A 23464-nucleotide genomic window follows, 5' to 3' on the forward strand; every position below is an offset into this window, starting at 1 on the left:
GCCCAGCGGAGGTCTCCGCTCAGCGGATGTAACTGGCGCCGTTCACGTCGAGCGTCGCGCCGGTCAGGTGCCGGATGCGGCCCTCGCACAGCACGGCGACGAGCTCGGCGATGTCCTGCGGCGGGACCCACTCGCGCATCGCGAGCTTGGCGCTGACGGCCTCGGCGCCGCCCGCGGCCGCGGCCGCACTCTCGGACATCTCGGTGTCCACCACGCCCGGCGCGATGAGATACGCGAGCAGCCCCTGGGCCGCGTACGCCGTCGCCGCGGTCTTGAGCGCCGCCGCGAACGCCGCCTTTGACGCTGAGTAGGCCGCGAGTGCCGGGTTCGCCGATCCGCGCTGGGCGGCCCAGCTGGACAGCCCCACGACGATCCCGCCGCCGTGTTCGACATGGTGTTGAACCGCTCGACGCAGCAGCGCGGCCGGCGCGAGCGTGTTCACCCGCAGCGCGAGCTCCCAGGTGGCATCCCACTCGGAGGCGGGCGCGTCGAAGCCGACCGACGGCAGGATGGCCGCATTGCAGACGACCGCGTCGATCCGCCCCTTCCAGGCGACCGCTTCGTCCCAGAGCGCGTCGGGCGCGGCCGGGTCGGTGAAGTCTGCGCGGACCAGCAACCGCTCCGGCGCATCCGCCGTCGCTGCCTCGGCGCCCGCGGGCGTGGAGTTGTACTGGGCGATCACCGACGCGCCACGCTCGCTGAGGATCCGGGTCGTCGCGGCGCCGATCCCCCTCGACGCTCCCGTAACCAGGATCGTGGTGTCTTCCAAACGGCGCATACGGCTCCTCTGCTGAACGGTCCGGGCTGAATTCCCGAACCAGATTTGATAGGTTCATTAAACGAACAGAAGTTCACATAACGCACCACTTTCCCCTGGACAGTAGCAAACACCGAGGTGTCCGTGACATGAGCAATTCCCCGACGATCGCCGAGATCGACCGCAAGCACCTGTTCCACCCGTTCACAGCGCTCGACACGTTCGATCGAACCGGGCCGGCGGTCACGATCGTCAGCGGGAAGGGATCGACCCTCGTCGACTCCGACGGCGCGACCTACCTCGACGCGATGGCCGGCCTCTGGTGCGTCAACGTGGGCTACTCCCACCCCGAAATGGCCGAAGCGCTGGACCGCCAGGCACGCACCCTGCCCTATTACCACGCGTTCTCGGGCATGGGTACCGAGCTTCCCGCCCGACTCGCCGAGCGCGTCGCCGCGATGGCTCCCGTGCCGATCGCGCGGGTCTTCTTCGGCAACTCGGGCTCGGACGCCAACGACACGCAGGCGAAGCTCGTCTGGTACTACAACAACGTGCGCGGCCTGCCGCAGAAGAAGAAGATCATCGCCCGCACCCGCGGCTACCACGGCGTGACCGTCCTGAGCGGCGGCCTCACCGGCCTCACGAACCTGCACGACGGCTTCGACCTGCCACTGCCCATGATCCGCCACGTGCGCCCGCCGCACCGGCTCTGGGAGCGCGAGGCCGGCATGACCGACGCCGAGTTCGTCGCCACCCTTGCACGTGAGCTCGACGAGTTCATCATCGCCGAGGGGCCCGACACGGTCGCCGCGTTCATCGCCGAGCCGGTCCAGGCCGCGGGCGGCGTCATCGTGCCGCCGGACGGCTACTTCCAGGCGATCCAGGAGGTCCTCGACCGGCATGACGTCCTGCTGATCGCCGACGAGGTCGTCACCGGGTTCGGCCGGCTCGGCGAGCCCTTCGGCAGCGGCGCCCTCGGGATCCGGCCCGACCTGATCACCGTGGCCAAGGGCATCACCTCGGCCTATGTGCCCCTCTCGGCCTGCCTCGTCAGCCCCAAGGTCTGGGACGTCATCAAGTCCGGCGAGCGCAAGTACGGCGGCTTCGGCCACGGCTATACGTACTCGGCCCACCCACTCGCCGCGGCGGCCGCGCTCGCGAACCTCGACATCCTCGAGCGCGACGGCCTCGTGGCGCGCGCCGGCACGCTCGGCCAGCACCTGCAGATGCGCCTGCACGAAGCCTTCGAGGGCCACCCGTGGGTCGCCGAGATCCGTGGCCGGGGACTCATGGCTGCGGTCGAGTTCGCTGCATCCACCGAACCGCCGACGCCGTTCGACACCTCGCGCGGGATCGCGGCGCGGATCACCAAGCGGAGCCTGGCGCACAGCGTGATCACCCGCGCGCTGCCCGCGGCCGACACCGTCTCCTTCTCGCCGCCGTTCACGACGACGGAGGAGGAGATCGACGCCATGGTCGCCGGCGTGCGGCAGGGGCTCGCGGATGTCGCCCGCGAAGACGGCGAAGTTGGCTAGAGACGGGGTCGCCCGTCTCGGCATCCTCGTCAACCCGGTGGCCGGCATGGGCGGACCGCTCGCGCTGCACGGCACCGACGGCGAGGCCATGACCGCGGCCGTCGCCCTCGGCGCACAGCCGACTGCCGAGCTCCGGATGCGCCGCGCGTTGGAGAGCCTCGGTCGGCGCCACCCCGGACCGATCGAGATCCTCACCGCCCCGGGCTCCATGGGAGCGGACGCGGTCGTGTCGGCCGGACTCGAGGTCGCCGGTGAGTTGGCGGCGCCCACTTCGGCGGACGCCACCACCGCCGACGACACCCGGCGGGCTGCTCTGGACGCGGTGGAAGCCGATGTCGACCTCCTGCTGTTCGGCGGCGGCGACGGCACTGCGACGGACATCGCCCGAGTGGTCGGTGACCGGACGGTCGTGCTTGGCGTCCCGAGTGGCGTCAAGATGCACTCGGGCGTGTTCGCGATCGACCCCGAACGCGCCGGCCGCATCGCGGCCGCATACCTGCAGAGCCCGACACCGCGGCCGCAGCGTGAGGCCGAGGTCGTCGACGTGCCGACGGACGAGCTGAGCCCGCGTACCATCGAGCGCACCCTCGTGCCCAGGATCTCGGGCATCCAGAACCCCAAAGCCTCGGCCGCATCCGATGACGCCGGCATCGCCGCACTCGGCGTTCGCCTCGCGGAGGAGATGCAACCCGACCGGTTGTATCTCATCGGCCCGGGCCGCTCGGCCGGAGCGGTGCTCGACGCGCTCGGCCTCGCGGGAACCCGCAACGGCGTCGACGCGGTCATCGACGGGCGCATCGTCGCGCTCGACGCGGCCGAGCCCCAGCTGCTCGACCTCGTTCGCCACCATTCGCGCCCGGTGCTCGTGCTCGGCGTCGTCGGCGGTCAAGGATTTCTGCTCGGCCGCGGCAATCAGCAGCTCAGCGCGCAGGTGCTCGCGCACATCCACTCCGACGACCTCATCATCGTGGCGGCGGCGGACAAGGTTAGCGCCCTGCAGCCCCCGGTGCTGCACGTCGACCTCGGCCCCGCCGCCCGCCCGCCCACCCTCCGCGGCTACCGCACCGTCCGCACCGCCCCGGCCCGCAGCGTCATGCTGCGGATCGAGGACGAGCCCATCCACACAGGAGAGCCGGTATGAGCACGTACGATCCCCATCCCTATATGCCCAACTCGACGGGCGATGCCCGCGCCCACATGCGCGCGGCCATCGGCATCGACGACGTCGAAGAGCTCTTCGAGCAGATCCCCGACGCACATCGGGCGCGTTCAGCCGTCGACCTGCCCGACGGTGTGCGTTCGGAGGCCGAGCTCGAGCGGCAGCTCGACGACCTGCTCCGTGCGAATGAGAGCACCCGCACCGCGCTGAGCTTCCTCGGCGGCGGACTCTGGCAGCACCACATCCCGGCCGTCTGCGACGAGATCGCCGGCCGCAACGAGTTCGTGACCTCGGTCTGGGGCACACCGTCGTCCGACCACGGCCGACTCCAGGCCTGGTTCGAGTTCACCTCGCAGCTCGGCGCCCTCCTCGAGATGGACTTCGTCGGCCTGCCGGTCTACAGCTGGGGCTCGGCGGGCGGCAACGCCGTCCGAATGGCCGCTCGTCTGACCGGACGAACCCGCGTGCTCGTGGCCGAGACAGTCGATCCCGAGCGCCGACAGGTCATGCAGACCTATGCCGGGCTCCCGGGAACCGGTCGCGCGATCGAACTGGTCACACTCCCGTTCAACCGGGCCACCGGCCGGATCGACCTCAGCGCGCTCGAGCACCTCCTCGAGGACACCATCGCCGCGGTCTACCTGGACTGCCCGAACCACCTCGGCGTCTTCGAGAGCGATGCCCCCCGGATCGCCGAGCTCACGCACCGCGTCGGCGCCGAGCTCATCGTCGGCGTGGACCCGATCAGCCTCGGCGTGATCGCCCCGCCCGCGAGCTACGGCGCCGACATCGTCGTGGGCACGACCCAGCCCCTGGGTGTCCCGATCAGCGCGGGCGGCGGCGTCGGCGGATTCATCGCGACCCGCGACGAAGAGCGCTACGCCCGCGAGTTCCCCACACTGCAGGTGAGCCTCACCGGCACCTCCACGCCCGGTGAGCGCGCCTTCGGCTTCACACTCTTCGAACAGTCGTCGTACGGCTCGCGCGAGGACGGCAATGACTGGACCGGCAACTCGGTCTATCTGTCGGCTATCCGCAACACGGTCTACATGGCGCTCATGGGACCGCAGGGCTTCACCGAGCTCGGGCACACCGTTCTCGGCAATGCGCACGCCGCCGCTCGGCGGATCGCGGAGATCGACGGCGTCTCGGTTCGGTTCCCGGACGGATTCTTCAAGGAGTTCGTCGTCGACTTCACGGCGACCGGCACGACCGTGGCCGACATCAATGTCCGACTGCGAGATGAAGGGATCTTCGGCGGATTGGACCTCAGCGACGACTTCACAGATCTCGGACAGAGTGCGCTCTTCTGCGTCACCGAAGTGCATACCGAGGACGATATCGATCGCCTCGTCGGCGCACTGCGGACGGCGGTGTCCGCATGAGCCGCGGAGCCGTGCGCCCCTACCACGCGGCGCGATGGAACGAACCGGTGCTATTCGAGCTCGGCGGCCCCGGCCGCCGCGGCACCGTACCGCCCGCGAGCTGGTCTGACACGGATGCCTCGGCCCTCGTCCCGGCAGCACTGCGCCGCAGCACGGCTCCCGAGCTGCCCGAGCTCGCCGAGCCCGAGGTACAGCGCCACTACCTGCGGCTCTCGCAGGAGACGCTCGGCATGATCGGGATCAGCCTCTTCGGCACGTGCACGATGAAGTACAACCCGCGCATCGTCGAGCGCCTCGTGTCGCGGCCGTACATCGCGGACGTGCACCCGCTGCAGGATCCGGCCACCATGCAGGGCGTGCTGGGCGTCATCCACGGACTCGAGCAGCAGCTCACCGCGCTCTCGGGAATGGCCGCGTTCACCTTCCAGCCGGGCGGCGGCGCCGCCGCGGCGTTCACCCACGCCTGCGTGACCCGGGCGTATCACGCGGCTCGCGGCGAGGGCGCGCAGCGCACGCAGATCATCACGACCACCCAGTCGCATCCGTCGAGCCCGTCGACCGCGCACGCGGCCGGGTTCGAGATCATCACCCTGCCGGTTGAGGCCGACGGCTACCCGTCCGTCGACGCGCTCCGCGCGGCCGTGAGCGACCGCACCGCGGCGCTCATGGTCAACAACCCCGACGACATGGGCATCTACAACCCGCACATCACGGAGTGGGTCGAGATCGTCCACGAGGCCGGCGGTCTCTGCTTCTACGACCACGCGAACTTCAACGGCGTGATGACCCGACTCCGGGCCGCCGAGCTCGGATTCGACGCATGCATGTTCATGCTGCACAAGACGTTCGGCGGCGCGAAGGGCGGCGGCGGACCGGCGGTCGGCGCGTACGGATGCTCCGCCGAGCTGGCGCCGTTTCTGCCGGGGCCCCGGGTCGAGCGCTCGGGCGATGCCTTCACGCTCGTCGAACCGGACGGCGGGATCGGCCGGGTTCGCGAGTACCTCGGCAATGTGCCGATCATCGTCGCCGCCCACGCCTGGATCACCGCGATGGGTGCCGACGGCATGCGTGAGGCCGCCGATCTGTCGGTCCTCGCGAACAACTATATGGAGCATCGACTTCTGCAGGTCCGCGGCGTGACCAAGGCGTTCCCGCAGATGGAGATGCGTCGCCTCGAGATGACCCGGTTCAGCCTGGAGACGGTCGCCGCCGAGACCGGCGTGACCGTCGCCGACATCCAGAACCGGATGACCGATTTCGGCATCGACGCGTTCTGGATGAGTCACGAACCCTGGATCGTGCCCGAGCCGTTCACGCCGGAGGCCGGCGAAGGCTGGTCGCTCGAAGACATCGACACCTGGATAGATGTGCTCGCGCACGTCATCGACGAGGCCTACGAGAACCCCGAGCTGGTTCGGACGGCTCCGCACAACCAGGCGGTCGCGCGGGTCGACGGTTCGGGCCTCGACGATCCCGCGCACTGGGCCACGACCTGGCGCTCGTACCTGCGGAAGCAGCAGAAGGACTGACATGCGTATTCGTTCCAAGGGCTTCGGTGAGAGCCCCGAGACCGTCCAGCTCAGCTGGGACGGTGAGCCCGTCGAGGCGCAGTGCGGCGACACCGTCGCCTCGGCGTTGATCGCCGCAGGCCAGCCGGCCTGCCGAGATGCGGGCCCGGATGACTCGCGCGGCATCTTCTGCGGCATGGGGGTGTGTCACGAGTGCGCCGTGCAGGTCGAGGGCGCCGGTGAGCGGCTGGCCTGCGTGACGCCGGTCGTCCCGGGCATGCGCGTCAGCCCCGCCGCCCCGAAGCTCAACCTCGCGGACGCCGAGCCCTCGGCCACCCTGCCCGAGATCACGCTCTCGCCCGACCTGCTGGTCATCGGCGGTGGCCCCGCGGGGCTCGCCGCGGCGGCCACCGCCGCCGAGCAAGGACTCTCGGTCGTGGTGCTCGACGAACGCGGCAAACTCGGCGGTCAGTACTACAAGCAGCCGTCCCCCGCGTTCACCGTCGACGAGTCGCAGATCGATACGCAGTACCGCTCCGGGCGGGCGCTCATCGCGCGCGCCACGAAGGCGGGCGTGCAGGTCCTGCACGGCGCCCGACTTTGGGGCGCCGCCTCGGCCGATCGACTGTTCGCGGCGAACGCTGAGGAGCGCTGGGAGATCTTCCCAAAGCGGCTCGTGCTCGCGGCCGGCGCCTATGAGCGCGGCGTGCCCTTCCCCGGCTGGACCCTGCCCGGCGTGATGACCACCGGTGCGGCACAGACCCTCTCGCGCTCCTACCAGGTCTCCCCCGGCGAGCGCGTGCTCGTCGCGGGCAACGGCCCGCTCAACATGCAGGTCGCGGCCGAACTCGCCTCGGCGGGGGCCGAGGTCGTCGCGCTGGTCGAGCTGGGTCACCCCGTCAGCTTCCGATCCGTGCTTCGCGGGCCGGTGATGGCGGTCAGCGCCCCCAGCCTCATCCTCGACGCGGCGCGATACACGATGGCGCTGCTCCGCGCCAAGGTCCCGGTGCTCACCGGGTCCGCGGTCGTGCACGCGGAGGGTGGGCCCGCGGGAGTGCGTTCGGTCCGAATCGCCAAGATCGACGCCGACGGCCGGGCGGTGGCCGGAACCGAGCGCGACTTCGCCGTCGACGCCGTATGCCTCGGCTACGGGTTCCTGCCGTCGAACGAGCTGTCCCGGCTACTCGGGTGCCGGCACCGCTGGGACGAGCAGCTGAAGAGCCTCGTGGTCGACGCGGACGAGGCCGGCCAGACCTCGGTCGCGGGCGTGCGGGTGATCGGCGATTCAGCGCGCGTGAGCGGGGCGAGGGTCGCTCAGGCCGCCGGTGTGCTCGCGGGTGCCGCGGTCGTCGCCGAGCTCACCGGCTCGACGCCGTCGGGGCTGCGCAGCGCCATCTCCAAAGCTGAGCGGCGACTGGCTCGCAATCTCCGGTTCCAGCGTGCGGCGAACTTCGCGTACGCCGCCCCGGTGTTGACCGACCAGCTCGCCGAGCCCTCGACGATCGTGTGCCGGTGTGAACGTGTAGCGCTCTCGCAGATCGCTGACCAGACCGATGAGCTCGCGACCACGCCCGGCGCGGTCAAACGGGTCTCCCGGGCTGGGATGGGCAAGTGCCAGGGCCGCTACTGCGGCCCCGTCATGCTCGAGCGCTCGGCCCGGCTTCGGGAAGAGACTGTGGCGGAGCGCTCAGGCTTCGCCCCGCAGGCGCCTGTGAAGCCGACCCCGATCTCGGTCATCGCCGCACCCGACTAGTCCACCCGACGAAGTTGTTGGGCGGCGGAAGAAGGTATGACGAGCCTCAAGAAGGCGCCCAATCGAACGGTGGCGAACAGTCAAGGTCGCCGCCCCGCGCAAACGCGCGGAGTCACGGACTGGGCCGTCCCCGGACGTGACGATCGAGGACGTGCAGCCGCTCACCCTCGACCATGCTGCGGTCGTCGAAGCAAGGCGAGAGCTCGGCCTGAGGAATTCGGCACGCGCGGCGCAGCGGCTCTCGAACCCTAGGCTCGCTGCACCTCGACGAGCCCGCGCAGGTCGGGGTAGTTCGCGACATCCCAGCCTCCGTCGACCATGAGGGAAGCCCCGGTCACGTACGACGCGTCGTCGCTCGCGAGGAAGAGGGCCGGCTGCACGATCTCCTCCGGGCGCCCCGGGCGACCGAGCACGATCCGCCTCGAGAACGCGTCGTGCACAGCCGGGATGCCTCGGAACGTGGCCGTGAGCGGCGTCTCGACCAGTCCGGGCATCACACAATTCACGCGGATGCCGCGTTCGCCGAACTCGAGGGCCGCGTTCCGGGTGAACGCTTCGACGCCCGCCTTTGCCGCGACGTACGCGGCTCCGCCGCGCATCGGCACGCGTCCGTTGATCGAACCGATGGTCGTGATCGAGCCGCCGTCGCGCATCGCGCCTGCCGCGTGCTTGACGGTCAGGAACACGCCGGTAAGCACAAGCCCGAGCGTGAAGTCCCAGCTCGCGCGATCCATGCGCTCGATGGGGCCGCCGCGGTGCGCGCCCGCGACGGGGAACACCAGGTCGATCGGGCCGAAGGCCTCCACGGCCGTGGCGATGGACGCCGCGATCGCCTCCTCAGACGTCACGTCGGCGACGAGCGGCAAATATGCATCGCCGTGCCGATCGACGAGTGCGGCCTGGTCGGCCACGTCGACGCCCGCGACGCGCGCGCCATCACGGATGAGCCCGTCGACGATCGCGGCGCCGATCCCCGATGCGGCCCCGGTGACGTAGGCGACGCGGCCCACGAAGCGACCTGCGGATGCCTCCGGCGCGAGTCGTTCGGATCGCTGGTCCTCATCGCATGCGCGGTCACTTGCAGTCACGGGGTACGCCTCCTCGGGTCGGTGCCCGGGTGCGGGCATCACGACGATTGTATCCGCTTGACGCACGATAGTGCGAGGAGCGAATATAGAGCGGTGGGGTATCAGGCCCCGCCTCCGCCACGCAAACGACGACAGGACAAGATGGTTCCCCAAGGAGAGGCCGCTGTGATCTGGGCGGCCCAGCAAGAGATGTACGCCGGGTTCGAGGCCGGAGCCAAGGCCCGTACCGACCAGTACATTCACGAGAGCGCGACCCTCTGGGATTCGGGCTACTGGGACATGATGCGCGGCGTCGAAGGCCTCGACGTCATCCGCGCCGCCCGGCCCACCGGGCCCGACGAGCCGACGGTCGAATCGCTCACCGCGCTCGACCCCGTGATCGAGGTGTTCGGTGAGATCGCCGTCGCCCGGCACACCGCGCGCGTCGTGTACGTCGAGGACGTGCCCGACAAGATCCTGCGGAATACCGGAATCTGGCGCCGGATCGACGAGCGCTGGCGACTCATCCACAACCACGAGGAGACCGCGTAGCCCGCCACTCCCGAACGACGCGACCGGCGCGTGACCTGCGGGCCACGCGCCGGTCTTGGTTTCGTTCGGCACAGATGCGTTTCGTGCGGATCGGGCGCGTTTCGCCCGCCCGCTGCTCCCCGCCCGGCGTCCCGGCGTTCCCCTGCCCGTCAGTGAGGACACCATTCGTTGCGGCACCTCGTTTGAGGACGGGATGTGTTGACGATTCAACGTTGCGGAGAACATATAGCGTCCTCACGACATGAAGGAATGACGAATAGCGTCCTCACCGCCGCCAACGGAGGCGGAACGATCAGGCGGGCTTGCCCGGTCCCGCATACTGGCGCCAGCAGCGCACGACGTGCGTCGGCGAGAGCTCGACCAGGTGCCCGTCATCAGGGCACTCTGCTTCCCCGAACGGACATGCCTCGGCGCCCGCCGCGATCGGCACGTCGGGTGATTTCACACCCTCGGCCGCGAACAGGCTCAGCGTGTACGGATGCCGCGCGCCCTCGAAGATCTCTGTCGTCGAGGCCTTCTCCATGACATGTCCCCGGTAGACCACCATCACGTCGTGACTGGTCATGCGGACCACCCGCAGGTCGTGCGTGGCGAACAGGTACGCGATCCCGCGTTCGCGCTGGAGCCGGTCGAGCAGTGCCAGCACCTGGCCCTGGATCGAGACGTCCAGCGCCGACGTCGGTTCGTCGAGCACGAGCAGTTTCGGGTCGGCGCTGATCGCGCGCGCAAGCGCCGCACGCTGCAGCTCACCGCCGCTCACGCCACGCGGCCGCAACTGGGCGAACGCGGGCGAGAGCCCGACGTCAGTGAGCAACTCATCGATCCGCTTCGTTCGCTCGGCACGCGACATCGGGCCTGCGAGACGAAGCACCTCGGCGATCGAGTCGCCGATGGTCATCGCCGGGTCGAACGAGAGCAGCGGGTTCTGGAACACCATCTGGAATTCGTTGCGGAGCGCCCTCAGCTGCCGCCGACCGAGATCCTGGATCTCGACGCCGTTGACCGCGATGGTACCCTGCTCAGGACGGTAGAGCCGCATGATCAGCCGGGAGAGCGTCGACTTTCCCGAGCCGGATTCGCCGACGAGCGCCATCGTCCGCCCGGGAAGGATGTCGAACGAGACGTCATTGACCGGGACGACCTTCTTGCGCCCGGACCCGGCCTTGCCGCGGATCACGAACTCTTTGCGCACGTTACGGACCGAGAGCGCGGGAACGTGCGTCGGAACGGCGGTCATCATGCCTCCACGTTGTGGCAGGCGACCCGCCTGCCGGGTCGAATTTCCCGCAGCATAGGGCGTTCCGTCCTACAACGCTCGGTCACGAGCGGGCAGCGCGCCGCGAAGGGGCAACTGTTCACCGGGACGGTCCCGGGCTCGGGAATCCGGCCGGGGATGTAGCTGACCTCGCCACCGGCCTGCACCACGGACGCGACCAAGCCCTTGGTGTACGGGCTGAGCGGATCGGCCATCACCTCACTGGTCGGCCCCTGCTCGAGCACGACGCCCGCGTACAGCACGACGATCTCATCGGTCATCGACTCGACCACGACGAGGTCGTGCGAGATGAGCAGCAGGGCCGCGCCGGTCTCGGCCACGCTCTGCGCGATGGTCTCGAGCACCTGCGCCTGAATCGTGGCGTCGAGTCCCGTCGTGGGCTCGTCGGCGATGATCAGTCGAGGCTGGGCGACCAGCGCCATCGCGATTGAGACGCGCTGCGCCATACCGCCGCTGAACTGGTGCGGGTAGTCCAGCGCGCGCCGCTCCGGATCGGGGATGCCCATGACGCCCATGAGCCAGATGGCCCGCGCCATCGCCTCCGCCTTCGACACCTTGAGGTGCACCCGGCCGACGTCGGCGATCTGGCGCCCCACCGGAATGACGGGATTCAGCGAGCTGAGCGCGTTCTGATAGACGACCGCGATCTCACGCCCGCGCACGGTCCGCAGCTGCGCCTCGGTCAGTCCGAGCAGTTCGCGGCCGTCGAGCTTCACCGATCCGCCGACCGCGCGGACCCCGCTCGGCAGCAGGCCGACGATCGAGCCGACTGCCATGGTCTTGCCGGAACCCGACTCGCCGACCAGTCCGATCCGGCGCCCTTCCGCGATCTCTAGGGTGAGCCCGGCGAGGATCGTGCGGAGTGAGGCATCCGGGCCCGAGGCCACCGTCAGGTCCTCGATCGCGAGGAATGTGCCAGTCATCAGTACCCCTCTGCCTTCGCGAGCCGGCGGCTCATGCCGTCGAGCGCGATCACGGTGACCAGCAGCGCAAGACCGGGGAACACCGCCATCCACCATTCGCCGTAGGCGATCCGAGGCGCACCGACGCTGATCATGGCGCCCCACTCGGGCTCGGGAACCGGCACGCCGAGACCCAGGAAGCTGAGGCCCGCGATCACCTGGATGGCGAACCCGATGTTCACCGTCGCCTGCGAGAGCACCGGAATGACCGTGTTCGGCGCAATGTGCCCGAGCACGATGCCCATACCGCTGCGGCCGGCGGTCTGCGCGACCGCGACATAGTCGCTGCGCATGAGCGGCGCGGCGATCGACCGTGTGATCTTGAAGAACGCCGGCCAGTAGCAGAGCGCGATCACGATGAGCAGGGTCGGCCCGCCGCTGCCGAGCACCGCGACGATCAGGAACGCGAACAAGAACATGGGGATCGACTGCAGCATCTCGGCGACGCGGGAGATGATGTCGTCGACGATGCGGCCGAAATACGCCGCCGCACTGCCCAGCACGAGGCCCACGACGAGCGCGATGAGGATGCCGCCGATCGAGAGCGTGAGGTCGATCCGCGCCCCATAGAGCACCCGGGTGAAGATGTCCATGCCGCGCACGTCGGTGCCGAACCAGTGCTCGAGCGACGGCGGCTTGGAGATCTGGCTCAGATCGACCTTCACCGGGTCGTACGGCGTGATCACCGGCGCGAGGATCGCCAGCAGGATGAGGATGGCGAACGTGATGGTCGACCCGTTCACCAGCAACGGGTGGCGAATGACGCGCAGGATGCCTCGCTCGGCACCCGCCTTCGCCGGGAGAGTCTGCTCAGCTGTCATGGCGGATCCGGGGGTCGAGGGCCAGAGAGATCAGGTCGGAGATGAAGTACAGCACCAGGTAGATCGTGGAGGTCAGCAGCGCGATCCCGATCACCGGCGCGAAATCGAGGCGCTGCATGCTGAGCACCGCGTACTGGCCGATGCCGGGCCACGAGAACACGAACTCCACGAGTACCGTGCCGCCGAGCAGGAAGCCGAAGGTCATCGCGATCTGGGTGACGATGGGCGACGCGATATTGCGCGCGGCGTACCGGCCGTACGCCATCGACGGCGGCAGTCCGGTCGCTCGAGCTGTGCGCATGTAGTCGCTGCGGAGCACGCGCGCCGTGACGCTCTCGGTGAGCGCGAGCAGCGCCGGGAACGAGGTGAGGGCGAGCGCGATGACCGGCAGCGCGAGCTGCCCCATGGCGGCGCCGAAGACGTCCCACTCCCCGGCGAGGAGTGCGTCGATCGGGATCACGCCTGTCACCCTGGGCGGCGTGGCCATTCCGATCGGCAGCTGCCCGGTCGGCGCGGGGGCGATCTTGAGCACGTACACGAACACGTAGACGAGCAGGAGGCCGAACCAGAACGACGGCATCGCCACGCCGAACCGGGTGAAGCCGATGGAGAGCTTGTTCCAGAACGATCCGGGCTTGATCGCCGAGACCACGCCGAGCGGAACCGTGATGATGACACCCAGGATCAAGGCCGCCACGGAGAGCGACAGCGTCGCCGGGAAGTAGATCGCCAGTTCGGTGGTGACGGGCTTCTTGGTGTACAGCGAAGTACCCAGATCACCCTGGAGCAGGCCACCGAGATAGTCGAGGTACTGCACCCAGATCGGGCGGTCGAGCCCGTATTGCTGACGGAGCGCATCGAGCTGCTCCGGCGTCATCGGCGTCGACCCCTGGAGGATGTAGACCGGGTCGCCGACGCCGCGAGTGAGGAAGAAGACGATGAGGGTGACCCCGAGCAGGGTGATGGCTGCGGTGATCAGCCTGCGGAGGACGAATGCCCCGCCACGCGTGACCGCCTCGACTCGTTGCACCCTGCTCAGGGTCGTACTCATATCTGGACCTTCGTTATTCGGCTCGGGTGAGCGTCGAGTACCGGATCAGGCCGTCCGGGCTCTGGACGAAGCCCTGGATGTCGTCCGCCGCGGCGAAGATGTAGTACGGCTCGGACAGCACAAGGTGCGGCACCTCGGCATTCAGCAGCTCCTGCGCCTGGCTGGCGAGGGCCATCCGCTTCTCGGGATCGATCTCGGTGCGCATCTGGTCCGCGACCGCGTTGATGTCGGCGTTGTCCATGGCCCACCAGTTCAGCACCGCGTCCGTGGTGTAGAAGAGGAACATCGAGTAGTACGGGTCGTCCACGTACGAGCTCGCCGTACGGATGAACGCCTGACCGCTGTCTGCGGCGATCTGCTCCGAGAACGCGGCAGGAGCGAGCTGGGTGATCGTGACGGTCACGCCGATCTCGGCGAGGGCGCTCTGCACCGCGACGGCCTGGGCCTGCGCGCCGGCCTCAGCCGTGCTCACCGCGATGTCGAACGTGAACCCGTCAGCGTAGCCGGCCTCGGCGAGCAGCGCACGCGCCTGGTCGAGGTCGGTGACGAGCGGGTTGTTGGTGAGGTCCGCGTCGAAGTAGAACGAGTTCTGCGGCCACATGCCCAACGGCTGGTCGGCGTAGCCCTTGCCGACGAACTCGGCGAGGCCCTCATAGTCGACCGCGGCAGCGACGGCCTGGCGCACGCGCACGTCCTTGAACGGCTCGAACGTCTGCACGAAGCCCATCAGGTCCTGGGCACGGGTGGGGATGCCCTCGATGCGCACTCCGTCGGTGCCGACGAGGCTCTCCGCGGAGTCGACCGACAGGCCCTGCGCGATGTCGAGCGTGCCGTTCGCGAGGAGCTGCGCGCGCTGATCCTCTGCGGGCACGATCTGCAGGATGACCTTCTCGAAGTAGATGTCATCGGCGCCGGGATACTCGTTGTTGCGCTCGAGCACGATCTGGTTCCCCGGCTCGTACGAGGCGAGCGAGTAGGCACCGCCGCCGAGGCTGTTCTGCGACAGCCAATCCTTCGCCCAGGGGTCGTCCGCGGTGGCGTGCTTCTCGAGCTCCACCGAGTCGAGCACCGAGATCGACTGGTCGCGGAACAGCGGGAGCATCAGCGGGCTCGGCTCGGCCACCGTCAGCGTGAACTCGCTGTCGCTGATCTCCTCGAACTGCGAGACGTCGGTGACACCGGCGGTCTGGAAGATGAACGCCGAACCCATCGCCTCGGTCAGCGAACGGTCGATGGTGTAGCGGAAGTCCTCGCTGGTCACCGTGTTGCCGCTCGGGAAGACAAGCCCCTCACGGATCGTGAACGTCGAAACGAGACCATCCTCGGATGTCTCGATCTCGACGCCCTCGCCGACGACCTGTGAGACGTCGGTGACACCGATCTCATCACCGGTCACCTCGGGCAGCGCATACTGCAGCCACTGGAGGTAGGTGTTCATCGAGATCTCGTTGTCGACCGCGACCGAGCCGGCCTGCGGGTCGAGGTTGGCGGGGTCGCCGCCGATCCCGACGACGAGGGTGCGATCGTCACCGGAGCCGGAGTCTTCGCTGGAGGTGCTGTCGCTCGCGCAAGCGGTGACCAGGGTCGCGGTTGCGAACATCGCAAGCGCTCCGAGTCCCGCGCGGCGGAGCCATCTGCTGTCGGATGACATGGCGGACTTTCCTTTCACTGTGGGGTGTTGCAGGGAGGGGAAAACCAAGCTCGATGCGCGTGCGAGACGCGCCAGGCGCGACCTTGCGCGGGGGGGGGGGGGGCGGGGGGCCGGACGCGCTCGCAAGCGCGAGGCACGTCCGGCGCGCGGTCTGTTACGCCAGACCCAGTCGCTGATCCTCGGCGATCGCCTTGGGGTCACGTGCGGACGGGTCGCCCCACCCGCCACCACCACCGGTGAGCACCTCGAAGACGGTCCCGGCCGGGACTTCCATCGCATTGGTCTTGAGCACCAGACGGCGCTCTTCACCCGGACGCGTGACGTAGACCTCGGGTGCCGCACCCGCTTCGCCGCCGCGCAGACCCCACGACGGATTCTTCGCACGCTCGAACCAGAGCGTGAGCCGGGCATCCTCGAGCACCTCATAGGTGCGCTCGATGCCGAGCCCGCCGCGGTAGGTGCCGGCACCGCCGCTGCCCTCGCGAAGCGAGTGGCGCGTGAGCCGAACGGGGTAGCGCTGCTCGATGGTCTCGACCGGCACGTTCTTGAAGTCACCGGCCGCGGAGTGGATGAGGGCGCTCTCGCCGTCGCCACCCTCGTAGCCGCCCCAGCCGCCGACGAGCGACTCGCCGGAGAGGTACGACGGCTCGCCGAGTGCGTTCATGAAGCTGATGTTCCACGAGTCGCCGACGTGACCGGCGGCCGCGCGCTCCGGCACGGCCTCGCTGAGCGCCTTGACGACCAGGTCCATGGCGAGCATGAGGTGCGGACCGTAGTGCAGGTGCGCGGCCTCGGGGTCGGGGTCGAAGCAGCTGCCCTGCGGGACGACGATGTTCAGGTTGCGGAACGTGCCACCGGACGCCGGGCTCTGCGGGTTCACGAGGAACTTGAACGCCTGCTGGATCGCGGAACGGGTCTGCACCACGCCCGAGTTGATGCTGCCGCGGGACTGGTTGCTCGACCCGGTGAGGTCGACCGTCATGGTGTCCCCGGCGATGGTGACGGTCACGACGACGTGCACCGGCACGTCTTCGTGGACCCCGTCGCCGTCGAGGAAGCCGGAAGCGGTGTAGACGCCGTCCGGGATCTCGGAGACCGAGCGCCGGTCGTCCTGCTCAGCGTGCCCGAAGTAGATCTCGATCGCGCGCTCGACCGTCGGCCAGCCATACCGGTTCACGATCGCCTGGAAACGCTCCTCGCCGGTGCGGCACGCCGCCACCTCGGCCATCAGGTCGCCCACGAGCGCCTCGGGGAAGCGCGTGTTGAGGCGCATGATGTCGAGGATCTGCTCGTCGAGCACCCCCGCGTGCCACAGCCGCGTGGGGCCGATCCGCAGCCCCTCCTGGAAGATGTCGACCGAGTCGGCGACGTAGCCCGACTCCTTCGCACCCACGTCGTTCCAGTGCGCTTTCGCGCCGCTGAAGCCGCGCAGCACGCCGTCGACGAAGATCGGGCTGAACACACTGACGTCGTTCAGGTGGCTGCCGCAGACCGCGGAGTCGTTGACGACCCAGATGTCACCCTCGGTGAACGCGTCTTTGCCCTTGATGCGGATGATCGCCTGCAGCGTGCCGCTCAGGCTGCCGAGGAAGAACGGGAGGCCGGGGGCCTGCCCGAGCAGGAACCCGTCGGCGTTGTAGATGCCGACCGAGCAGTCCTTGGCCTCGTAGATGACCGGGCTGAACGCAGAACGGTAGAGGTTCCGTCGCATCTGCTCGGCTCCGGACATGAAGGCGTGCTGGACGACTTCGACCGTCGCGGGACTGGGGTCGGCCTCGAGGCGGGTCATCCCGATCATCGCGCTTCCTCTTTCTGCATCATCAGGTGGTTGCCAGGCAGCCGCTTGACCGACCAGCCGGGCGGGACGACGGTCGTGCTCGTCTTCTCGAGGATCAGGGCCGGGCCCTCGAGCTCGATGACGCCGTCGCGGTGGTAGATGGGGACCGTCACGGCCTCACCGTTGAAGTACGTCGACTGCTCGCCGAGCGGCGGGTGGTTCTCGGCCTGTGCCACCGTGTGCGCGCGCTGGTCGAAGGGACGGCCGAGCGAACAGCGGAGGGTGACCAGCTCGATGCCGGCGCCGAGGCTCGAGTGTCCGTACCGGGCCTGGTACGCGTCCTGGAACGTGTCGACCACGGCAGCGAAGTCGGCGCCGGGTGCGACCGGGATCGTCATCGAGTATTCCTGGCCGACGTACCGGACGTCGGCGGCGAACTCGATGAACGCCTCGTCGACAGGGATGCCCTCCTCGGTGAGCACGTCGACCGCGGAGACCCGAAGCGCCTCGAGCGCCTCGTCGATCTCGCTCGCGGCGTCGTCCTGTGAACGGAAGAAGGAGCGCACGATGTCGTGACGAATGCCGCCCTTCAGCATGCCGACCGCCGAGAACGAACCGGGCAGTGCGGGAATGACGACGCGGGTGATCTCGAGTTCGTCGGCGACATCGGCTGCATGCAGCCCGCCGGCGCCGCCGAAGAAGGCCAGTACGAAGCTGCGCGGGTCGAGACCGCGTTCGATGGTGAGCTCGCGGATCGCCTCGGCCATCCGGTAGTTCACGATCTGCAGCGACTGCTCGGCGAGATCGACCGCATCGAGGCCGAGTTGCTCACCGACCCGAGTCATCGCGGCGCGAGCGGCATCGCCGTCGAGCGCCAGGTTGCCCGCGAGCTGCTGCGTGAGCGGAAGGTGGCCGAGCACGACGTGCGCGTCGGTGACCGCGGGCAGCAGTGCACCGCGGCCGTAAGCTGCGGGCCCGGGGACCGCCCCGGCGGACTCGGGGCCGACCCGGAGTCGGCCGTTGGCGTCGGCGCTGATCAGGCTGCCGCCACCGGCGCCGATGGTGTGCACCTCGACCGACGGCGCCAGCACGGGCAGTCCGCTCATCTCGAACTCGGAGCGCAGCGCCGGCCGGCTGTCCTTGACGATCGAGACATCGAACGACGTGCCGCCCACGTCGGCCGAGATCATGTCAGGTTCGCCGAGCAGGTCGGACAGCGCCGCCGTGCCGATCACGCCGCCGACGGGTCCAGAGAGGAGCGTGCCGACCGCGTTCTCGGCGGCGAGCCGCGCGACCATGGCGCCGCCGTTGGACTCGTTGATGTAGACGGGGACCTTGAGACCAGCCTCGCGGAGGGTCCGCTCGAGGGTCTCGAGGTACTTCCGCATGATCGGGGTGATGTACGCGCTCATCACGGTGGTCGAGGTCCGCTCGTACTCGCGCCATTCGGGAGCCACGGCGTGGCTGGCCACGACCGAGACACCGGGGAGCAGTCGTTCGAGTTCGGCGACGACGGTCTTCTCGTGGTCGGCGTTCAGATAGCTGTGCAGCAGACACACCGCGACCGCCTCGTACTCGCCGGCCTTGATCTGCGCAGCGACGCCGGCCAGTTCTTCGATGTCGACGGGCTCGATCTCGGCGCCTGTCGCGTCGAGCCGTTCGCGCACCTCGAAGGTCGCCGCACGGTCGAGCAGCGCGTCGGGCTTCTTGTACCGGAGGTTGTACATATCGGGGCGGTGGCCGCGTCCGATCAGGTACGTGTCGCGGAATCCGGCCGTCGTGACGAGCGCGACGTTCGCGCCGCGACGCTCGAGCAGAGCATTCAGACCCTGCGTGGTGCCGTGCACGAACACCTCGACGTCGGTGAGTTCGACACCAGCCTGTGCGACGGCGTCGAGGACACCCTCAACGAGGTTCGGGGGTGTCGAAAGTGCCTTGCTGGTGTGCAGGGACCCGTCCTCGGTCTCCAGGACCAGGTCGGTGAACGTCCCGCCAATGTCGATCGCCACGCGGTGTCGCATCTACTTCAATCGCCTCTCTGCGCCGAGCCGCGGGCGGAAGGCTCCGGCCGCGGTGGGGTGTGCCACTGAGCGTACGCGATGATCTGCTATTTGAACAACCGTGCGTTGCTCGCACAAATGAGGTTCTCATCTCGGCGCGCTGGACGCAGTCCGGACGGAAACGAGCCGGAAACACGGGCGACCCACGAGATCAACGCGACGGCTGTATATTCCGCATTCACCGAGGCGCCGCTCAGCGCTCGGTCAGTTCAGCCTAAGGCCGTGAAGCTCGGACGCCGTTGCGTTCCGGTTCGCTGCCCGCACACCCGTTCGGTTCATGGCATTGGTCGAGACGCACCGGGCATGGCTGGCGCCGGCTGGTGCCGGGCGAATTCCGCCCGCTGAACACGCCCCCGCGGCACCCGCTCAGCGGATGGAGAACCAGCTCACCGAGCCGCCGCCGCTCGCGAGCGCGGCGTCGACGTCCCAGTAGTCGGCGTCCTTCGTGTGGCTCGCGACCCAGACCTTCGTGCCGGCGTCGGTGCGCTCGACGCGCGTGACGACGGCCGTGTGGTCGCGGTCGCCGGAGCCGTCCCAGTCGAACTGCGCGAGGTCGCCGACCTTCACCTGGTCGCGCTGCGCGTCGGTGAGCTCGGTCGCGCGGTCGGTGCGGGTCAGCAGGTAGTCGCGGAGCGAGGTCGAGCTCGACCATGCGGCGGACATCGCCCCGGTGGCCGAGTCCACGTTCCAGGCGTCGTCCATCGTCCACCCGCGGGCGATCAAGGACTGACTGGCGAAGTTCACCGCGTCCTTGCCGGTCACCGCCGGATATTCGGCGGTGTTGTAGTCGTCCCAGTACTCGAGCACGTAGGCGAGCTGCGCGTCGATGCCCGGGTCGCTCGTGTAGGTCAGCGTGAGCGAGCCGGTTCTCGCGTCGGTCGCGGGGGCGGATGCCTCGGACGAGCCACCTGGCTCCGCGCCGGCGGATGCCTCGGCTGAGGCCGACGCGTCGGCCGAGGGCACCGACACGGTGACGGGCCGTCCCTCGCCGTCGGCGAAGACGACCTCGGCCGCGCCGATCGCGTCGCCGGTCGTCGCCGGGACGGCGAACGTGAGGTGGTCGGCGCTCGCCTCGAGGATGTCGGCGGGCGTGCCCGCGACCGAGACCTGCGCGACCGCGTCCAGGCGCTCGCCCGTGACAGTGATGGACGTGCCGCCCGTGAACGGGGCGGCGGCCTCCGAGAGGTCGCTCGTGATGGTCGGCTCGGACGTGCCCGCGACGGCGTCCGACGGCGCGGGTGATGCCGGGGTGGTGGCCGCGAACAGGCTCGCCGGCACGTCGTTCGCCACGGCCAGCGCGCCGAGGCCGGTCACGACGAGCACGGCCGCCGCCGACACGCCGACGGCCAGCCGATGCCGGGGCCGGCGAGGCCGCCTGGCCGCGGGCGACGAGGACCGGCGGTGCTCGACCGGGATCGGCGCCTCGGGCGTGAGGTTCCACGGGAACGCCGCGGGCTCGTGCGAGCTCGGCCCGGCCGGCACGGCACGGGCGCGAGACGGCGCCTCGGCGGACAACGGCACGGGCTCTGGCGCCGACCCGGAGTCGGCGACCAACGGCGCGGGCGCCGCCTCGGCAGGTGTCGGCTCGGCACGCACCGGCTCGGCAGGCGCCGGCTCGGCGGGCGTCGGCTCGGCAGGCGCCGGCTCGGCGGGCGTCGGCGCGGGTGCGGCGAATGAGGTTTCGAGGAGTTCCGTCAGCGGCCCGGCCGGTTCGTCGACCAGAGGCGTCGCCGCCGACGTCTCAAATGTCGCGGGGTCGGCGGGCACGGGCTCGGCGGGCGCATCCTCGGCGGGCGCATCCTCGGCGGGCGCGTCCTCGGCGGACGCGTCCTCGGCGGACAGCGTCTCGCGGAGAACGGTCGGTTCGCCCAGCTCAACGTCCGAGTGCGCGGCCCTCGGATGGTCGACCGGCACAGGCGCAACGGTCGCGGTCTCGTCCAGCATGGGTGCCGCTTCGGTCGGCATGGACTCGACCGGCGTGGCCTGGTCCCACCTGGGCGCCCCCTCGGTCGGCATGGGCTCGACGGGCGCGGCCTGCGCAGGACTCGCGTCGGCCTGGCGCGACGAGCCGTGGCCGGCCGGCGCGACTGCTGGCGGAACGTCTCCGGCGGCGCGGCGATTGGCCGGGCGTGCCGCACGGTGCTTCGGGCCCAGGTCGTCGACCGGTCGGGACGACGCGCGACGTCCCGAACGGGCGCCGGGGGCGGAGGCCGATGTGGCACCCGCGCCCTGGGCCCGCGCAACACTGCCGGGCGCAGCCGGGTCCGGCGCAGCCGCGGATGGCGCACCAGCATCCGGCGCAGCCCTGCCCGGCGCAGCCGCCTCCGCCGCAGCGGCGCCCGACGCCTCGGCGGCGGACTGCGCGGCGAGCTCGGCCGCCGAGGCCTCGCCGAACAGCCGGGTCAACGCCTCGGCATCGACGGATCCGGGCGGCCGGAAGCTCGAGCGGCGACGGGGTGCTGGGGAGTCCTGATTCACGGCGTGGGGAGGGGTCGGAAGCGGTAGGGACTCACAGTTCAGCACGCGAAAGTCCGAGATTCCTCAAGCACGGAGGCCACCGATCGATTTCCGCGCCTCGTGGCGTCGATCGCAGGTGGGTGGCTCAGCGGATCGAGAAGTAGCTCACGGAGCCGCCGCCGGTCGCGAGCGCGGTGTCGACGTCCCAGTAGTCGGCGTCTTTGGTGTGCCCGCCGACCCAGACCTTCGTGCCGGCCTCGCTCCGCTCGACGCGCGTGACGACGGCCGTGTGGTCGCGGTCGCCCGAATCGTCCCAGTCGAACTGGGCGATGTCGCCGACCTTGACCTGGTCGCGCTGCGCGTCAGCCAGTTCGGTGGCCCGGTCGGTCCGGGTCCGCAGGTAGTCGCGCAGCGCGGTCGAGCTCGCCCAGCTCGGCGACATCGCTCCCGTGGCGCGGTCGAGGCTCCAGCCGGCGTCCATGGTCCAGCCGCGGGCGAGCAGCGACTGACTGGCGAAGTTCGCACAGTCGTACCCGCTGATGACCGGGAACTCGGCGGTGTTGTAGCTGCTCCAGTACGTCAGCACGTACGCGAGCTGCGCGTCGATGCCGGGGTCGCTCGTGTAGGTCAGGGTGAGCGTCCCTGGCGCGTCGGCCACGGCCGTCACGTTCGCCGGGTCGGCGGCGGATGCCACGGACGCGGCGCTGCTCGAGGCATCCGTCTCGACGTCGGGAGCCGCGCCGGCCGCATCGGCGAACGTGACCGCGACGGCGCCGAGCGCCGTGTCCGCGGTCGCGGGCACCGCGAACGTGACGTGGTCGGCGCTCGCCTCGACGATCGGCGCAGGGGCGCCGCCGACGGCGACCTGCGTGATCCGATCGAGCCGCTCGCCCGTGACGGTCACCTGCGTGCCGCCGGTGAAGGGCGCCTGCGCGGTCGACAGCCCGCCCGTGATCGTGGGTCGTGCGGCCGCGATCGTCGACGTGATCTCGTCGGCGACGGGTGCGAGCGGCGCCGCTTGCGCTCCCAGGGTGCTCGGCACGGTCGTTCGCCCGGCGGCCTGCGCGGCCGACGGTGCGTCGCTCGTGACCGCGAGCGCGCCGAACGCACTCACGCCGACGATCGCCGTCGCCGACGAGATCGCCGCCCAACGGTGCACCTCACGGCGGGGCGCGGCGGCGGCCCGGGCGGGTTGCACGCGATGCCGCGGGGCGCGATCGGCGGCGCGGCGCATGGCGCGGTTGGAGCGCTGGGCGCGTCCGGGCGCGCGATGACGGTGGGCCGTCTGGGTCGTTTCGGGCGCGGTCGAGCTGAGCGTATCGAGTTCGTGGGGCACGATGGAGCGGCTGGACTTTCCTGGATCGGGCGGGGGCCGGGGCGGGCAGACGGGGCGGGAGAAGCCGACAGTTCAGCACCCGAAATTGTGAGGAACCCTCTCAGACCCTGGACAACCCCTCAACGCGCGGCCGCGGTCGCCCCAACCCACTGCCGAACGGCCCCACTGCCGAACGGCCCCACTGCCGAACAGTCGCGGATGGCGGGTCACATCCCGACGCACCCACCATCCGCGACCGTTCGGCGCGACAGTCAGCGCCCTCCTGATCCGAACCACCCCGTGACCCTGCCGAACGGTCGCATATGGCGGGTCACATCCCGACGCACCCACCATCCGCGACCGTTCGGCGCGACAGTC

Annotated in this window: 17 protein-coding genes; 6 read left to right on the forward strand and 11 right to left on the reverse strand. The window is 69.8% G+C overall.

Annotated elements, in window-relative coordinates:
* Nucleotides 1-19 precede the first annotated feature (19 nt).
* On the reverse strand, nt 20-778 hold the full coding sequence (locus RH864_RS11745; protein WP_310517744.1) for an SDR family NAD(P)-dependent oxidoreductase: 759 nt from the start codon (nt 776-778) through the stop codon (nt 20-22).
* A 128-nt stretch (nt 779-906) separates the two neighbouring features.
* Here RH864_RS11745 and RH864_RS11750 point away from each other — a divergent pair, with 128 nt between their 5' ends.
* From RH864_RS11750 to RH864_RS11770, 5 genes are read left to right on the forward strand one after another with little or no spacing between them, the layout of a single operon-like run.
* Nucleotides 907-2292, forward strand: coding sequence for an aminotransferase (locus RH864_RS11750; protein WP_310517745.1), 1386 nt, complete (start codon nt 907-909; stop codon nt 2290-2292).
* A complete protein-coding gene (locus tag RH864_RS11755; protein WP_310517746.1) occupies nt 2261-3433 on the forward strand; it encodes an ATP-NAD kinase family protein in 1173 nt (390 codons plus the stop codon). The genes RH864_RS11750 and RH864_RS11755 overlap by 32 nt, the downstream gene beginning before the upstream one ends.
* A complete protein-coding gene (gcvPA, locus tag RH864_RS11760; protein ID WP_310517747.1) occupies nt 3430-4836 on the forward strand; it encodes an aminomethyl-transferring glycine dehydrogenase subunit GcvPA in 1407 nt (468 codons plus the stop codon). Before RH864_RS11755 ends, gcvPA begins: the two co-directional genes overlap by 4 nt.
* Nucleotides 4833-6365 (forward strand): aminomethyl-transferring glycine dehydrogenase subunit GcvPB, encoded by a 1533-nt coding sequence (gene gcvPB / locus RH864_RS11765; protein ID WP_310517748.1) that lies wholly within the window; start codon nt 4833-4835, stop codon nt 6363-6365. Before gcvPA ends, gcvPB begins: the two co-directional genes overlap by 4 nt.
* Before the next feature lies 1 nt (nt 6366).
* Nucleotides 6367-8097: an FAD-dependent oxidoreductase gene (locus RH864_RS11770; RefSeq protein ID WP_310517749.1), complete on the forward strand. Its 1731-nt coding sequence runs from the start codon at nt 6367-6369 to the stop codon at nt 8095-8097.
* Nucleotides 8098-8345: 248 nt separating this feature from the next.
* Here RH864_RS11770 and RH864_RS11775 read toward each other — a convergent pair whose 3' ends face one another.
* Nucleotides 8346-9185: an SDR family NAD(P)-dependent oxidoreductase gene (locus RH864_RS11775; RefSeq protein WP_310517750.1), complete on the reverse strand. Its 840-nt coding sequence runs from the start codon at nt 9183-9185 to the stop codon at nt 8346-8348.
* 165 nt (nt 9186-9350) lie between these two features.
* Between RH864_RS11775 and RH864_RS11780 the strand changes: the two genes are divergently transcribed.
* Nucleotides 9351-9716 carry a nuclear transport factor 2 family protein gene (locus RH864_RS11780; RefSeq protein ID WP_310517751.1) on the forward strand — a complete coding sequence of 122 codons (366 nt, stop codon included), beginning with the start codon at nt 9351-9353 and terminating at the stop codon, nt 9714-9716.
* 292 nt (nt 9717-10008) lie between these two features.
* Here the strand turns inward: RH864_RS11780 and RH864_RS11785 are convergent, their stop codons facing one another.
* The 9 genes from RH864_RS11785 to RH864_RS11825 all read right to left on the reverse strand — a co-directional run bounded on the left by RH864_RS11785 (nt 10009) and on the right by RH864_RS11825 (nt 23005).
* Nucleotides 10009-10953 (reverse strand): ATP-binding cassette domain-containing protein, encoded by a 945-nt coding sequence (locus RH864_RS11785; RefSeq protein ID WP_310517752.1) that lies wholly within the window; start codon nt 10951-10953, stop codon nt 10009-10011.
* On the reverse strand, nt 10953-11915 hold the full coding sequence (locus tag RH864_RS11790; protein WP_310517753.1) for an ABC transporter ATP-binding protein: 963 nt from the start codon (nt 11913-11915) through the stop codon (nt 10953-10955). The genes RH864_RS11785 and RH864_RS11790 overlap by 1 nt, the downstream gene beginning before the upstream one ends.
* A complete protein-coding gene (locus RH864_RS11795; protein WP_310517754.1) occupies nt 11915-12775 on the reverse strand; it encodes an ABC transporter permease in 861 nt (286 codons plus the stop codon). The genes RH864_RS11790 and RH864_RS11795 overlap by 1 nt, the downstream gene beginning before the upstream one ends.
* Complete coding sequence (locus RH864_RS11800; RefSeq protein ID WP_310517755.1) at nt 12765-13826, reverse strand: ABC transporter permease; 1062 nt, start codon at nt 13824-13826, stop codon at nt 12765-12767. The genes RH864_RS11795 and RH864_RS11800 overlap by 11 nt, the downstream gene beginning before the upstream one ends.
* 13 nt (nt 13827-13839) lie before the next feature.
* The gene (locus RH864_RS11805) at nt 13840-15477 is read right to left on the reverse strand and encodes an ABC transporter substrate-binding protein (RefSeq protein ID WP_310517756.1); all 1638 of its coding nucleotides are present in this window, start codon (nt 15475-15477) and stop codon (nt 13840-13842) included.
* Nucleotides 15478-15631: 154 nt separating this feature from the next.
* Nucleotides 15632-17275 carry a hydantoinase B/oxoprolinase family protein gene (locus RH864_RS11810; RefSeq protein WP_310517757.1) on the reverse strand — a complete coding sequence of 548 codons (1644 nt, stop codon included), beginning with the start codon at nt 17273-17275 and terminating at the stop codon, nt 15632-15634.
* Nucleotides 17272-19263: a hydantoinase/oxoprolinase family protein gene (locus RH864_RS11815; RefSeq protein ID WP_310517758.1), complete on the reverse strand. Its 1992-nt coding sequence runs from the start codon at nt 19261-19263 to the stop codon at nt 17272-17274. Before RH864_RS11815 ends, RH864_RS11810 begins: the two co-directional genes overlap by 4 nt.
* Nucleotides 19264-19680: 417 nt before the next feature.
* On the reverse strand, nt 19681-21792 hold the full coding sequence (locus tag RH864_RS11820; RefSeq protein WP_310517759.1) for an amidase domain-containing protein: 2112 nt from the start codon (nt 21790-21792) through the stop codon (nt 19681-19683).
* A 124-nt stretch (nt 21793-21916) separates the two neighbouring features.
* Nucleotides 21917-23005, reverse strand: a complete 1089-nt coding sequence (locus RH864_RS11825; RefSeq protein WP_310517760.1) for an amidase domain-containing protein — start codon at nt 23003-23005, stop codon at nt 21917-21919.
* Between the last annotated feature and the right edge of the window lie 459 nt (nt 23006-23464).

The sequence above is a fragment of the Agromyces aerolatus genome (assembly GCF_031432255.1).
GTDB lineage: Bacteria > Actinomycetota > Actinomycetes > Actinomycetales > Microbacteriaceae > Agromyces.

Coding starts and splice junctions, on each gene's coding strand:
- RH864_RS11745 (WP_310517744.1), bottom strand. CDS start 778: ATGCGCCGTTTGGAAGACACCACGATCCTGGTTACGGGAGCGTCGAGG.
- RH864_RS11750 (WP_310517745.1), top strand. CDS start 907: ATGAGCAATTCCCCGACGATCGCCGAGATCGACCGCAAGCACCTGTTC.
- RH864_RS11755 (WP_310517746.1), top strand. CDS start 2,261: ATGTCGCCCGCGAAGACGGCGAAGTTGGCTAGAGACGGGGTCGCCCGT.
- gcvPA (WP_310517747.1), top strand. CDS start 3,430: ATGAGCACGTACGATCCCCATCCCTATATGCCCAACTCGACGGGCGAT.
- gcvPB (WP_310517748.1), top strand. CDS start 4,833: ATGAGCCGCGGAGCCGTGCGCCCCTACCACGCGGCGCGATGGAACGAA.
- RH864_RS11770 (WP_310517749.1), top strand. CDS start 6,367: ATGCGTATTCGTTCCAAGGGCTTCGGTGAGAGCCCCGAGACCGTCCAG.
- RH864_RS11785 (WP_310517752.1), bottom strand. CDS start 10,953: ATGACCGCCGTTCCGACGCACGTTCCCGCGCTCTCGGTCCGTAACGTG.
- RH864_RS11790 (WP_310517753.1), bottom strand. CDS start 11,915: ATGACTGGCACATTCCTCGCGATCGAGGACCTGACGGTGGCCTCGGGC.
- RH864_RS11795 (WP_310517754.1), bottom strand. CDS start 12,775: ATGACAGCTGAGCAGACTCTCCCGGCGAAGGCGGGTGCCGAGCGAGGC.
- RH864_RS11800 (WP_310517755.1), bottom strand. CDS start 13,826: ATGAGTACGACCCTGAGCAGGGTGCAACGAGTCGAGGCGGTCACGCGT.
- RH864_RS11805 (WP_310517756.1), bottom strand. CDS start 15,477: ATGTCATCCGACAGCAGATGGCTCCGCCGCGCGGGACTCGGAGCGCTT.
- RH864_RS11810 (WP_310517757.1), bottom strand. CDS start 17,275: ATGATCGGGATGACCCGCCTCGAGGCCGACCCCAGTCCCGCGACGGTC.
- RH864_RS11825 (WP_310517760.1), bottom strand. CDS start 23,005: ATGCGCCGCGCCGCCGATCGCGCCCCGCGGCATCGCGTGCAACCCGCC.